Below are 13,519 nucleotides of genomic sequence, written 5' to 3'. Positions count from 1 at the left end.
GCAGGATCAGACAACGATGGTTGGCGACGCGTGAGCTCCTGGCAGCGCCTTTTTATGACTTCATTGGCAGGTCAGTGAAAACCGAAGTTATTTGCCCGTGTAATGGAGTTAACTGTCGTACCGACGCCGCAACAGGTATCCTAGTGCGTTTTGGGGACCCGTATCCCTGACCGAACCTATTCAACGAACATCCGGTAACCGCCTGACTGAAACTGCTCCATGCCGCTTAAATCGATCCTGACCAGACGTTCCCGCCATATCCTTCTGGCCATCGCCGCCCTGTGTATCACGGTTGGCCTGATGTGGCAGTCTGAACCCACCAGCGCTGTCTCTATCCCCATCCAGCAGGTTGAGCTGCCAGCCGATCAGAGCGCTGGCAATACGGCCCCACCGGCACCGGACGCGGCCGAGGATGCGAAGGCGGCCGCTGACGCATCAACAAAGGACACTGAGAACAGCGCACTGAGTCGGGCGACCGAGCCTCACCCGGTGGCCTATGAGATCCAATCCGGCGATACGCTGAGCGAAATCTTCGAGGATCACGGCATCTCCGCCAATACCCTGCACAAGCTGCTGGAAGCGGATGCCGAATTCCTGTCCCTGGAAACCATCCAGCCGGGCACGACCCTGACCTTCACGTTCGATGAGAAAAACCAGCTGCAAAAGCTTGATTTGCAGTTGGATGTTGCCCGTACGGCGTCGTATTCCCGCACTGAGGATGGCGGCTTCGAGCACGAGGAAATCACCAAGCCGTTGCACTGGGAAAGCAACCGGGTCAGCGGTGATATCCACGGCAGTTTCTATGCCTCGGGTCTCAAGGCAGGCCTGGATAAAGCGCAGGTGGCCAAAGTCAGCCAACTGCTCAAGAGCAAACTCAACTTCCGCCGGGACCTGCGCGCGGGCGACACCTTCTCGGTGATCGTCGGCCATGAGCACACCGACTCCCAGGCCACGGGCAACACCCGGATCGAAGCCATCGAGCTGCACCGGGGTTCCAGAATCTATTACGCCTTCCTTTATTCGGACGGCAACTACTACGACGAAACCGGTGACAGTGTGACGCCGGCCTTCCTGCGCTGGCCCACCAAGCGCCATTATCGGGTGACGTCGCCATTCAATCCCAAACGACTGCACCCGATCACGGGCCGTCGGGCACCGCACAACGGCGTGGATCTGGGCGCGCCATCAGGCACGCCTGTAATGAGCACCGGCGACGGTATCGTCTCGCGAATCGGTAACCATCCGTACGCAGGCAAATACGTCGAAATCGAGCACAGCGGTACCTACAAGACCCGTTACCTCCACCTGAGCAAGATTCTGGTCCGTCGGGGTGAAGCCGTTAAACGTGGCGAGAAGATTGCGCTGTCCGGCGCGACCGGCCGGGTGACCGGTCCACACCTGCACTTCGAGCTGCACGTCCGCCACCATCCGGTGAATCCGCTGACCGCCAAGATTCCGACATCCGCGCGGGTGCCAGCGGATCGGATCGCTGCTTTCCGGCAGCATATTCGTCCGCTGCTGGCGCGCTTGAATGTACCCAGCCACCTGCCTGCCAAGGCCTCTGGCAACCCGCAAGGCGACAACGGGCCGACGCAGGCCAATAACAGCGATTGGACGCAACAATGCTTGCGTCCCGGACAATGCCGATTCAACTGAGCGGCAGGCACCCGCGGTTGAAAAAAAGGGGCGTCATGAAGACGCCCCTTTTTTCGTTTAACCGCCGTGCTTTGTCAGTGTGCCGTAGAGGGTGTCTTTGAGCTGAGCCCGCTCCATCTTCATCTGGTTGAAGTGCTCGTCGTCGGTGGGAACCTCTCGAAACTCAAGTCCACGTATGGACTTGTCCAACTTGTCGTAGTGGTCGCTCATTTCCTTGAACGTGGCGTCTGACTGTCGTAATTCGCGGATGAGTTCCTTGTACTGGGGAAAATCCACGTTTAAAGCGTGATCACTAATCGACATGTTGCCCCTCCTTCAGGAAGTTTGGGTGAGCCCATACAGCTGGAAATACGAAAACACCGGCGGAACAGGTTGGTCAACGCCATCCGAAATGCCTTCCGATCCCACAGTCAAGCATAGCATTCCTGCCGCCGCGCCGTGGCGTCGCTGGTGTTCCGGCTTTGACGACCGGGCAAGGCCCCGAGTTCCCGCCATTCATGACTTGCAAAACGTGGATTTTCAGACAGGCTGAAGAGTATGGCCTCAAGGCGCTTCAGCGAGCCCGACAACAAGGAGAACAGCCGGCCCGATGCCCTGGTTCGAATTCCTCCTGCCCTATGATTTCTCGCCGCTGACCGTTGCCGCCTACCTGGGCGCGCTCATTGTTTACGGTCTGGCGTTGCCACGTCTGCCTGAAGCAGAGCGCCCCGGCCCCTGGCGGATCTCCGCCTTCCTGGTGGGCCTTTTAGCCTGTTATGCCGTGATGCAGACGCGATTCGATTACTACGCCCAGTACACGTTTTTCATCCATCGGGGCCAGCATCTGATCTTGCATCATGTCGGCCCCTTCCTCATAGCGTTGTCCAATCCTTTACCGGTCCTGCGCTTCTGGCGCGACCGTCTTCCTTCAAGGGGATTGCGGATCGCTGCTCCCCTGTCCGGGACCTATCGCATCCTCCAGCAACCGGCCGTCGCCGCCGTGTTGTTCGTCGGTCTCATCTATTTCTGGCTATGGCCGGCCGTCCATTTCGATGCGATGCTCAATCGCCAGCTCTACTGGACGATGAACTGGAGCATGCTGCTTGACGGTTTGCTGTTCTGGTGGCTGATGCTTGACCCACGCCCACCGGCCCGGGGCCGCACGCTCGGGCACGGCACCCGCATCCTGATGATGGCCCTGGTGGCCCTGCCGCAGCTGGTGCTGGGAGCCGTAATCGTCTTCGCCCACGAATCGCTTTACGACATCTACGACGTATGCGGTCGCGCCTGGCCCATTGCCCCACGCACGGATCAGCTGCTGGGCGGCTTGCTGACCTGGATCCCGCCCGCCATGATGAGCATTATCGGCATTCTGTTGATGTTGCAACGGATCATGAATGACGGTCGCCCACAACAAAAACAGGCCGACCTGGCACACTCGTCCAACGGAGGCATGACATCATGAGCGCACCCCGGCATACAACAACGCTCGCCGCGTTCCTGCTGGGCCTGGCAATGCTGTTATCCGGATGCTCCGGCGAAAAGCCCCACTGGAACGGCAAGGACATCAGCGGCGTGATGCCGGACCTCGAGTTCAGGCTCCGTAGCGTGCAGGGTGACACCGTCACCCCGGGCGATTCAGCCGGCCAGGTCCGAATCCTGTTCTTTGGCTACACCTCCTGCCCCGACGTCTGCCCGACCACACTGGCCTATCTGCATCAGGTGCTGGAGAAAATGCCGGCCGAAGCCCGGGACGATGTCACGGCCCTGTTCATCAGCGTGGATCCCAAGCGGGACACTCCGGAACGCCTGGGGAGCTATGTGTCGTATTTTGACAGCCACATTGTCGGCCTGACCGGCTCGGAAGACACGTTGCGCAAGCTGGCCAAGCGCTACCGCACCACATTCGGCTATGGGGACGCTGACAACGACGGCAACTACGCCGTGTCCCACAGCAGCGCAATCTACGTCTTCGATGGAAAAGGCAGGATCCGCCTGCTACTGAAGCAGGATATGCCCCAGCAGCAGGCGGCGGAGGATCTCACCCGGCTGGCGCGTCAGGATCTCTCCTGATCGCAAAGGGACCGCAACGCATCGGCGGCGATGGAGAAGGATTTTACTCGGGCGGCGTGATCGTAGATTTGCCCGGTTACAATCACTTCGTCGACGCCGGTCCTGCCCACAAACGCTTCCAGACCGGCGGCCACGGTGGCCGGTGAACCGGCCGCGGACTCCGCCAGCGCGTTCTCGACCTGTTTCCGCTCGAATACGCTACCCACCTGCTCGGGATCGTCCACCGGAGGCTTCAGCGGCCCGGGCGTGCCTCGCCGCAGCGCGATAAATTGCTGCTCCATGGACGTCATCAGGCGACGGCCCTCGTCGTCAGTGTCGGCGGCAAACACGTTGAAACCGGCGGCGGCGTATGGCGCGTCCAGATATTGCGACGGCTCGAATCGCTCACGATAGACTCGCAGCGCATCCCCCAGCATATCCGGGGCGAAATGGGAGGCGAAAGCAAACGGCAGCCCCAGCGCCGCCGCCAACTGAGCACTGTAGAGACTGGATCCGAGCAGCCAGACCGGCACGTTCAGCCCCATACCGGGAACCGCCCTTACCTTCTGGCCGGGTTGCTCGGGTTGGAAATAGTGCAAGAGCTCCTGGACGTCCCGCGGGAACTGATTGGCGCCGTCGATCTGGTCCCGGCGCAGTGCCATCATGGTGGCTCCATCCGTACCGGGCGCCCGGCCAAGCCCGAGATCCACCCGATCCGGGTACAGGGAAGCCAATGTGCCGAATTGCTCGGCAATCACCAGCGGCGCGTGGTTGGGCAACATCACCCCGCCGGCAGCGACACGGATCGTCCGGGTGCCCTCGGCCACGAACCCCAGTGCCACGGCGGTCGCCGCGCTGGCAATACCGGTCATGTTGTGGTGCTCGGCCATCCAGAAGCGCTTATAGCCCTGCCGCTCGGCATGCTGTGCCAGATCGCGGGAATTTCGCAAGGCACGGCCGGCATCGCTCCCTTGAGCGATGGGCGAAAGATCGAGCACGGAGAATGCGCGCATGAACACTCCTATTGATCAATGGATACAGCGCCGGCTCTACCGACTGACCATGAGGCTAACCTGCGGCGGCAGCAGGCTGGTTGCCTGATCCTGCCGACTCCTTGCGCTGCCGCATGTCATGAAGGGATGGGGCTTCAGGACCCCAGGATATGACTGAACAGACTGGTCAGGATGATCAGCCCGGCGATCCAGCCAATCGCCGCCGGCCAGAAGCTGGTCGTCGATGGCTGTTTTTCCCGGCCTTCCGTGCCTTCGGACGGCGCCGCACCCGGCCCCCGATGCAGAGGGTCGTCGAAAGGATCGTTCGTCGTCTGGACCTCGTTCGACGTCGTTTCGTCAAGTTCGCTCCAACCAAACCACTGGGACAGGAACGCCCTGACCGGCTGAGGCAGGGAGCCATCGTCCAGATAGGGCTTGAGACGAGGATACAACGCCCCACTGGCGGCCTCGCGTATGCCGTCCCGGTCGGCCGGCGGCTCGGTCAGGATGGCCCGCCAGATGTTGGCATCCGAGCGTCGATGGCTGTCGTTGAGCATCGCTTCGACCTGGATCACGATCTCGCGCACCACCTGCTGGTCCCGCGCACTGAGCTCGGGTGTCGGGCCGGGCGCCGATACGGCAGGTGCCGACTGACGCTCCGGTTCCGGTGTGGGTTCGGGGTCAGCCACGGCAAAGCCTCCCTCGCGAAGGGCCTGGCGGTAGGCGTCATCCAGATCGGAAAGGGATTCCCCGCTGGCAAATTTGCGCTGGGACTCGTATGCCTTTTCGATGCGCTCCCGATTGTTGGTCGGTGAAATACCCAGGACTTCCCAACACGTCATAAATTCAAACTCCGGCAAAATTTGGTCGAAGTCGAGAGACAGCCGCCGCCGACTTCACTATCATGAAATACTTGTAATCTAAAACAGAATAAAGCTGCGAAACCTACTGCAGCATCAAGCGCTCGGCAAAGTATTTCTAACGATGACAAAATCTCCCTTACTCAGATGGCATCAGGGCCTGTTGGTCCTTTTGGCCAGCGTGGCCGTCAACGTCTACGCACAGGATAACACGATCGACTCCACCATCCCGTCCGGATCCACAGACAGCAGTATGTCCGGCGGGTTCGACCAGGGCTACGATTTCGTCCTTGAACAGCCTATTCCGGAGGTGCTTTCCACCACCAAGCTGCGCCAGCCGAAATCCCGGGTCCCCGGCACCACCACGGTGATCCAGGGCGAGCTGATTCGCGACCTGGGCATTCTCAACATCTGGGAAGTTTTCCGCCTGGTCCCGGGTATGACCGTAGGCTTTGTGCAAAGTAACCGTCCGGTGGTCAGTTACCACGGCACCGTCGCCGATGAACAGCGGCGCCTGCAGGTCCAGATCGATGGCCGGACGGCCTACCAGCCAAACCTGGCGGATGTGGACTGGCACGCCATGCCCGTACCCCTGGAAAACATTGAACGGATCGAAGTAACCCGTGGTCCGAATGCCGCTGCCTACGGCATCAATGCCTTCCTGGCGACGATCAATATCATCACCAAATCGCCCCAGGATACGCACGGGGTCAATCTGCGCGTGCGTGCCGGTGATCACGGTTACAAGCAGGCCTACGGGTCAGTCGGCGACCAGGTCGGCAACTACGACTGGCGGCTGTCCTACAGCCGTCGCGAGTCGGAAGGCTTCGACTACCGTTTCTACAATCCGGACGATACGTCGGTAAAGGAAGGCGAACGCAAGACCTTCAACGACAGCTACCGATTCAACACCCTCAACTACGACTCGATCCTGAATATCGACCCGGACAACGCCCTCGATATCCGGCTGGGTTATAGCGACGTCTATGACGAGGAAGACGCCCAACAGTACGGTGAAGAATTCGGTATCCAGGGCATTCCAGCCGAGACCGGCGATGACTACTACCTGCAGACCAAGTGGACCCATACCCTGAGCGACCGGCACTTCTTCCACGTCCAGGTCAGCTACCAGGATTATAATCGTCGCCAGCACTGGCGCAGTTGTATCCCGGCCGGAACCGACATTGGCGGGACCGTGCTGCCGTTGGAACTCTGTGCCAATACGAACCAGGACATCGACGAGAACCGGCTTGAATTCGAGATTCAGGACACCTTCGCCCTGAACGACAACCTGCGTTTCGTCAACGGTGGTGGCTACCGGGAAGACCGGTTCGACTCGGACACCTATTTCAATGGCGAAGGCAGCAACTACCAGACGCTGCTGTTCTCCAACATCGAATACACCCCCATCCACTGGGTGACCTTCAACGCGGGCGCCAGTTGGGAACAGACCACCGCGTTGGATGACGACTTCATCTCCCCCCGGTTCGCCATCAACTTCCAGTTGACGGAAAATCAGACGCTGCGCTTTGTCTTCTCCAAGGCCGTTCGCACTCCCGATGCCTTTGAACAGGGTGCCGATTGGGGCTACCGCGCAACCGACGTCACTCCCGAGGCCGCATACGGATTCCTCGAAGGCCAACGTCTGCTCGATTTCCAGGCCCCGGGTAATCTGCACGAAGAAACCATCATCTCCCGCGAGATCAGTTACTTTATCCAGCACCGGATGGGAATGGGACTATTCTCCACAGAGGTGAAGTTCTTCCACGACAGCCTCCGGGACATCATCAGCGGGGTGATCTCAGCCGATGGCAGCTGGGATCTGTGCAACTGCGTCGCACTGGACCAACAGGGGATCGAGATCGAAAGCTCACTGGAGTACCAGCAGAGCCAGTTCCGGCTGACGTACGCCTACATGGACCAGAACTCGGAATACCGCGGGCCGCCGCCTACCCTGGGTGAAAACCAGGAAAAACGCTATATCCGCCTGCAAAACCGGCTGACAGCGGAAAATTCCGGCAGCTTTGCCTGGATCCAGCGTTTTCCTCGATCCGTGACCACATCCGCGGCATACTACATCGCCTCCGATCTGGGTGAGTATCTCTATGACCGGATCGATGCCAGGGTCGCCAAATCCTTCTATTTACCGCACTCGACGGTCGAGTTAGCGGCCATCATGCACTATTATCCGCATGACGACCCAATCATGTATCCCGACAATCAATACGAGAATCAGACCCAATTCTTTTTCGAGGCGTCCGTTAAATTCTGACGCCGTGCAGTTCAGGTAAAAGCCTATGGCACCAGGGATGGATGCCGTCCACAGGGGCGGCAGTTAATCGGATGTTTTTCAGACGACGGCTGTCCATCGTCCGGCGCCTCCGAAACGTGGCCCGGCGGGTACTTTGCCCGCTGCTGGCCATGCTGTGGCTCTCGCCTGCCTGGGCCCAGGGACCGCTTTACGCGGCCAGCGACAGCCCCTCCCATGTCGTGTTCCTGGCGGGCTCCGAGAACATCTCCTTCAACCTGGTGTTTCGCAAGCGTCTTGAGGACGCCTTGCCCAAGGGCATCAAGCTCGCCCGCTATGCCGACGACGCGGTCATCAAAAGCCCCGACTCGCTGATCATCACCCTGGGCGCTTCCAGCCTCAACGACGTTGTCCAACAGAATCCACGCTCTCCCGTGTTGGCACTGATGGTGACAGAGGACCAGTTCTCGCAGTATCAGGCCATTGACGAGCAAACCATTACCGCACTCTACCTGAACCCGCCGCTCAAACGTCAGGCCTTGCTGGGACAGCAGATACTGCCCCAGGCGACCCAGGTGGCTCTGTTGGCCAGGGCGGGAGCAGAGCAACAATACCGGGGACTGGCCGAAGCCCTGGCCCGTTACGGACTGGAGCTGCGTGTTTTTACCGTCGATAACCCGCAGAATCTGGCCTCAACGCTCAGCCGGGCCCTCAATTTCGGCGACTTCCTGCTGGGCACCCCCGACCCGGAAATCTATAACCGGCAGACCATCAAACACATCCTGCTGACCACCTATCGCCACAATCGCATCCTGATCGGTCCGGAACGGGCCTTCGTGCAAGCCGGTGCCCTGGCATCGACTTACGCCCCCACCGATACGATTGTCACAGATGCGGCGCAGATTATTTCGGAGTACGTACGTTCAGGACAGCTCCCCCGGGCCCATTATCCGGATGATTTTGCGGTGCTGTTCAATGAACAGGTCGCGCGCTCCCTGAATATTCCTCTTCCCGACCGGGATTCGGTTCTGCAGGCGCTGAAGCGTCTCGAGTCATCATCGACAGGAGTGGGTAATGAGTAGCCGGCAACGCCCGCTGAATCGCCAATTACTGTTGCTGGGTACCGTACCGGCAATACTCATGTTCCTTGTGCTGCTGATTTTCTTCACGTCGGTACGCCTGGAGGACGTCCGTCGGGACCTGTTCCGCTCCACCCAGGTCATTGCCGATAACCTGGCGCCGGCGGTGGAATACGCCGTCGTCTCCGGTAACCACAAAGCGTTGAAGCAAATTCTGGAACGGACCCTGCGCCGCAGTGACGTTGCCTGGATCCGCGTGCGGGATATCGGTGACACCGTCGTCGGCCTGGAGACCGGTCAAGGCGTGTTCCCCGACAGCGGTGACTTCTTCGTCTTCAACGCCGACATCCTGCAACAGCCGCTGGAAATGGACAGCGAAAGCGACCTGGACTGGTTCGAACCCGGACTTTCCAGCAATTCCGGCGCGCTGCGGGTGGGGTCGGTGTCCGTCGCCGTATCCGGCTCGCGACTGACGGCCCAGCGCCAGGAAATCATCTTCACGTCCTTCGCCGTGGCGGTCTCGGTCCTGATCGTCACACTACTGATCATCAATCAAATCGCCCATCGCATTTCCCGGCCGATCCAGAACCTCAGCGGCAACGTCAAAAAGTTAATGGATGGGCACTACGAGCAGCCCGACCGCTCCTCTCACGCCGCCCGCGAAATACAGGACCTGGAGCAGAATCTCAGTGCCCTGGCCTATCATCTGGAACATCTGCGCTCGTCCCGGGAAAAGACACTGAAAGCCTCCGAGCAGGCCCGTGAGCGGGCAGAATCGGCAAGTCACGCCAAGTCCGAGTTCCTGGCAATGATGAGCCACGAGCTGCGCACACCGCTGAGCGGGGTCCTGGGCATGCTGGAACTGGTGGCCGAGGAACCTATGACCGAGCGCCAGAAGGACTATATGCAGACCGCGCGGCGAGCCACGGAAGACCTACTGACTGTTATCAGCGATATCCTGGATTATTCCCGGGTGGAACGAGGCACGCTGACCCTCGAGCACCGTAGCTTTAACCTGCGCCAGCTGATCGAGAACTGCGTTGCCACGCACCGCCATGACTGCGAAAGCAAAGGTCTGGAACTGGACTTGCGGTTTATCGGAGACTGGCCGGAACACCCTCGTGTGCGCGGCGATTCCGGGCGGCTGCGGCAGGTCCTCGCCGGCTTGCTGGAAAACGCCATCAAGTTTACCGAGCAGGGGCACGTGGGCGTGCGCAGCGAATGGCTGGTCATGGAGGGCAACTCCATCTACCTGAGCTGTGAGGTGCGGGATTCCGGTTCCGGAATTCCTTCCGAGTACCTGACCGGTATTTTCAACAGTTTCGAGCAAGTAGACAGTTCGGCGTCCCGCCGCTATGGCGGCACCGGGATGGGTCTGGCGCTGATACAGCGCCTGATTGAACTGATGGGCGGGCACATCCGGGTGGATTCGAGCCTGGGCTCTGGCTCGGCATTCTATTTCGAGCTGCCGTTCGAGTGCGCCGGCGCAGCCGAACTGGAGAGTTCGACGGACTATCCGGCGGCCAGCCGGACCATCACCGCAACCCCGCCGGAAACGCCGGCCGAACCGGCTCGCCCGGGCCAGAACTCGCCGCTGGCGTTGGTGGTGGAAGACAATGAGGTCAATCAGCGGGTAGCCTGCGCCCTTCTCCGTCGCTTCGGCTTTGAAACCATCAGCGCTGAAAACGGCGAGGTCGCGGTCAAACTGGTGACCGAGAGTAACCACACCTACGACATTATCCTGATGGATTGCCAGATGCCGGTGATGGACGGTTATGAAGCCACCCGCTGCATCCGGGCCTGGGAGACGGCCCACGGGCACGATCCGTTGCCGATCATCGCCCTGACGGCGGATGCCCTGCCCGGAACCGACCGGGCCTGCCATACGGCTGGTATGAACGACTACCTCGCCAAACCGGTCCGCAAGGAGAAACTGCGCAATGTGATCAATCGCTGGATCCGTTTACCGGAAACCGGTGCCGATCTGCCATAAGCTGGCCGGCACCGGGTCTTTCAAACCGCTCTATCCGACGATGCGTTCCGGCTCGCGCATGGTGACGAACTCTTCCGCCGACGTGGGGTGAATGCCCACGGTACTGTCGAACACTGCCTTGGTCGCTCCGGCCTTGATGGCCACCGCAATCCCCTGCAGCATTTCACCCGCCTCAGGGCCCACCATGTGGGCCGCGACGACCCGGTCCGACGCATCGTCGACGATCAGTTTCATCAGGCAACGCTCATCGCGACCGGACAACGTGTGCTTCATGGGCCGGAATTCCGTGCGATAGATTCGCAGGCGACCATACTGCTCCAGGGCTTCGGCTTCGGTGGGGCCCACCGTGCCGATATTGGGCTGGCAGAAAACCGCGGTCGGGATGGCCGAATAGTCCATCGTACCCTCGCCGTCCCCGAACAGCCTGCGGGACAGCACCATGCCCTGGCCGATGGCCACCGGCGTCAGCTGCGGCGTTCCGATAACGTCACCCAGTGCCGAGACAGACGGCACGGCGGTCTGGAAATGCTCGTCGACGTCGATGTGTCCGGAGTCGGTCAGCTGCACGCCCAGTGTGTCCAGCCCCAATCCATCGACCAGTGCCCGGCGCCCGGTCGCGGCCATGACCAGGCCAGTATTCAGGCGGGAGCCATCACTCAGATCCAGACGATAGTGAGCGCCTTCCGGTGTCACCGCATCGATGTTCACACCGAAACGCACATCGATGCCTTTCTTGCGCAATTCGGCTGCAGTGAACTCGCGAATGTCGTCATCGAACCCGCGCAGGAACAGGTTCCCCCGATACAGTAGCGTGGTCTTGACGCCCAGTCCGGCGAGAATGCCGGCGAACTCGACGGCGATGTAGCCGCCGCCCCATATCACCGCTTCGCCGGGTAACTGCGGCAGGTAGAACATGTCATTGGAGGTCACCACGTGTTCCTTGCCTGGAATGTCCGGTACTACCGGCCAGCTGCCTGTCGCAACGGTGATGTGCCTGGCGCTGATGCGGCGATCGCCGACTGACAAGGTGTGGGCATCCTCAAAGCGCGCACTGCCATTGATGATGGTGACACCGGCATTTTCCAGCAACCGTTGGTAGATGCCGTTCAGCCGGTGAATCTCGGCATTCTTGTTGGCCACCAGGGTTGGCCAGTCGAATCTGACCTGATCCCCGGGAATGGTCCAGCCGTAACCGGCCGCATCGGCCATGTCTTCACCGACGTGGGAGCCGTAGACGAAGAGTTTCTTGGGAACACAGCCCACGTTGACGCAGGTCCCTCCCAGATAGCGGGATTCGACGATAGCGACACGGGCACCGCGCTGGGCGGACATGCGGGCCAGACGGACACCGCCGGACCCGGCTCCGATGACCACCAGATCAAACTCATAATGCTCCGACACAATGACTCCTCGACTGTCGATGTTCAGTATGCTTTCCGGCAGACGTCCCGGTAGAGGACATACTCCGTCAGTTCGCCCATCCGGACTTCGCCCAGGTTGCGGAAACCCAGGGACTCGTAGAACGGCAGATACCGGCTATTGCCCGTGTCGAGCACCAGCCCCTGGCCGCGGGGGTTATCCTCACACAATCGTTCTACAGCCTCCAATAGAAGACGTCCATAACCACGATTCTGATATTGGGGATGCACGCCCATCAGCGGCAACTGATGTATCTGCTCGCCGGGCAGGCAGGCACGAATCTGCTCGTGGTAATCGATGTAGCGGCGGGTTGAGGCGACGCCTGCGGTCAGCATCATCCGCAGGCGCCAGGACAATTGGCGGGTCAGGTCCAGGCGCATTTCCGGGTCGCCCAGGAAAGCTACCGCCACCAGGGTGTCGTCCGTCATCAGGCCGATGGCGTCCTGATCCATTTCGAAGTAAAGGTCGATAAGCTCGCGCACCGTGGCCCTGACCCGCCGGTCATAGCCCGGTTTGCGGTCGTCGAACAGATAGTGAAACGTGGGTTCGTGCCGGTAGGCCTTGTTGAGAATGGCTCGGGCTTCATTAACTGCGGTCCGATCCAACCGCACGACGGTCGGCTCGGCCCGGGGATCCATCTCGCTTGCAGTGGCTGTCTCCATGGTTCACCTCGCCCCTGTGTGGTGCATCACACCGGGCGACGCGATCACCCGGATCAGATTTCGAACGAAAGCCGGACGCTGACGATACCCGGCTTGTCCTCCCGGTCGATCGCCGCCTGGTCGATGACGATGCCGTGCTCACGGGTCAGCTGCTCAAGCCAGCTCGAGACCTGGTTGAACGGCGCGTCTTCCAGCCACACCCGCATGCCGTCCTCACCACTGGGCTCAAAACGCTGCAGGGAGAGGCCGGCTTTTCCCGCGCTGGCGGTGACGGTGGACATCAACGAGCGCACGTCCGTGATCTGAGTGGCTCCCGCCGGCCGTTCACCAGCCGCCGCCATGCTCCGGACCTCGTCTTCATTCTGTTGCATCCAGGCCAACAGATCCGCAGCGGACTGGCGCTCGGACAGCGCGTCATCGTGATAGGCCGCCGCCGGCCGCCAGATAAGGAAATAGATCAGAAACAGCGCAACTGCAACCATCAGGATCTGGAGAGCCATCTGATCACGCCGGGGCAGATGATCGTACTGGGTGATCAATTTCTGCACGGAGGGATTTTTCTTGAGCTGATTCAACATG

The 13,519-nt window shown here is 60.4% G+C and carries 12 protein-coding genes; 6 read left to right on the top strand and 6 right to left on the bottom strand.

What is annotated here, in order from left to right:
- The first annotated feature begins 219 nt into the window (after nt 1-219).
- Complete coding sequence (locus tag J3364_RS01355; protein WP_349556050.1) at nt 220-1,656, top strand: peptidoglycan DD-metalloendopeptidase family protein; 1,437 nt, start codon at nt 220-222, stop codon at nt 1,654-1,656.
- Between the two features lie 57 nt (nt 1,657-1,713).
- On the opposite strand, the gene J3364_RS01350 is transcribed toward J3364_RS01355, so the two are convergent.
- On the bottom strand, nt 1,714-1,959 hold the full coding sequence (locus J3364_RS01350) for an HP1242/YdcH family protein (RefSeq protein ID WP_123634734.1): 246 nt from the start codon (nt 1,957-1,959) through the stop codon (nt 1,714-1,716).
- Nucleotides 1,960-2,245: 286 nt separating this feature from the next.
- Here J3364_RS01350 and J3364_RS01345 point away from each other — a divergent pair, with 286 nt between their 5' ends.
- Entirely contained in the window at nt 2,246-3,100 is an 855-nt protein-coding gene (locus J3364_RS01345) for a cytochrome c oxidase assembly protein (protein WP_349556048.1), read from the top strand.
- A complete protein-coding gene (locus J3364_RS01340) occupies nt 3,097-3,708 on the top strand; it encodes an SCO family protein (protein ID WP_349556046.1) in 612 nt (203 codons plus the stop codon). Before J3364_RS01345 ends, J3364_RS01340 begins: the two co-directional genes overlap by 4 nt.
- On the opposite strand, the gene J3364_RS01335 is transcribed toward J3364_RS01340, so the two are convergent.
- Both J3364_RS01335 and J3364_RS01330 read right to left on the bottom strand, forming a co-directional pair.
- Nucleotides 3,693-4,700, bottom strand: coding sequence for an LLM class flavin-dependent oxidoreductase (locus J3364_RS01335; RefSeq protein WP_349556044.1), 1,008 nt, complete (start codon nt 4,698-4,700; stop codon nt 3,693-3,695). The two genes, J3364_RS01340 and J3364_RS01335, sit on opposite strands and share 16 nt — an antisense overlap.
- 134 nt (nt 4,701-4,834) lie before the next feature.
- Complete coding sequence (locus tag J3364_RS01330; protein ID WP_349556042.1) at nt 4,835-5,521, bottom strand: J domain-containing protein; 687 nt, start codon at nt 5,519-5,521, stop codon at nt 4,835-4,837.
- A gap of 142 nt (nt 5,522-5,663) precedes the next feature.
- Here J3364_RS01330 and J3364_RS01325 point away from each other — a divergent pair, with 142 nt between their 5' ends.
- The 3 genes from J3364_RS01325 (at nt 5,664) to J3364_RS01315 (ending at nt 10,859) form a co-directional block, all read left to right on the top strand.
- Nucleotides 5,664-7,811, top strand: a complete 2,148-nt coding sequence (locus J3364_RS01325) for a TonB-dependent receptor plug domain-containing protein (RefSeq protein WP_349556040.1) — start codon at nt 5,664-5,666, stop codon at nt 7,809-7,811.
- A gap of 71 nt (nt 7,812-7,882) precedes the next feature.
- Entirely contained in the window at nt 7,883-8,869 is a 987-nt protein-coding gene (locus tag J3364_RS01320) for an ABC transporter substrate-binding protein (protein ID WP_349556038.1), read from the top strand.
- Complete coding sequence (locus tag J3364_RS01315) at nt 8,862-10,859, top strand: ATP-binding protein (protein ID WP_349556036.1); 1,998 nt, start codon at nt 8,862-8,864, stop codon at nt 10,857-10,859. The genes J3364_RS01320 and J3364_RS01315 overlap by 8 nt, the downstream gene beginning before the upstream one ends.
- A gap of 30 nt (nt 10,860-10,889) precedes the next feature.
- Here the strand turns inward: J3364_RS01315 and gorA are convergent, their stop codons facing one another.
- The 3 genes from gorA to J3364_RS01300 are packed head-to-tail and all read right to left on the bottom strand — an operon-like array spanning nt 10,890 to nt 13,518.
- Nucleotides 10,890-12,260, bottom strand: a complete 1,371-nt coding sequence (gene gorA / locus J3364_RS01310) for a glutathione-disulfide reductase (RefSeq protein ID WP_349556034.1) — start codon at nt 12,258-12,260, stop codon at nt 10,890-10,892.
- Nucleotides 12,261-12,283: 23 nt separating this feature from the next.
- Nucleotides 12,284-12,940 carry a GNAT family N-acetyltransferase gene (locus tag J3364_RS01305; RefSeq protein WP_349556032.1) on the bottom strand — a complete coding sequence of 219 codons (657 nt, stop codon included), beginning with the start codon at nt 12,938-12,940 and terminating at the stop codon, nt 12,284-12,286.
- A gap of 53 nt (nt 12,941-12,993) precedes the next feature.
- Complete coding sequence (locus J3364_RS01300; RefSeq protein ID WP_349556030.1) at nt 12,994-13,518, bottom strand: type II secretion system protein M; 525 nt, start codon at nt 13,516-13,518, stop codon at nt 12,994-12,996.
- Nucleotide 13,519: the final 1 nt, after the last annotated feature.

The organism is Marinobacter sp. NFXS9 (assembly GCF_040148665.1).
GTDB lineage: Bacteria > Pseudomonadota > Gammaproteobacteria > Pseudomonadales > Oleiphilaceae > Marinobacter_A > Marinobacter_A mangrovi.
The sequence above is the reverse complement of the archived record's forward strand: the minus strand, read 5'-3'. Positions and strand labels throughout refer to the sequence as shown.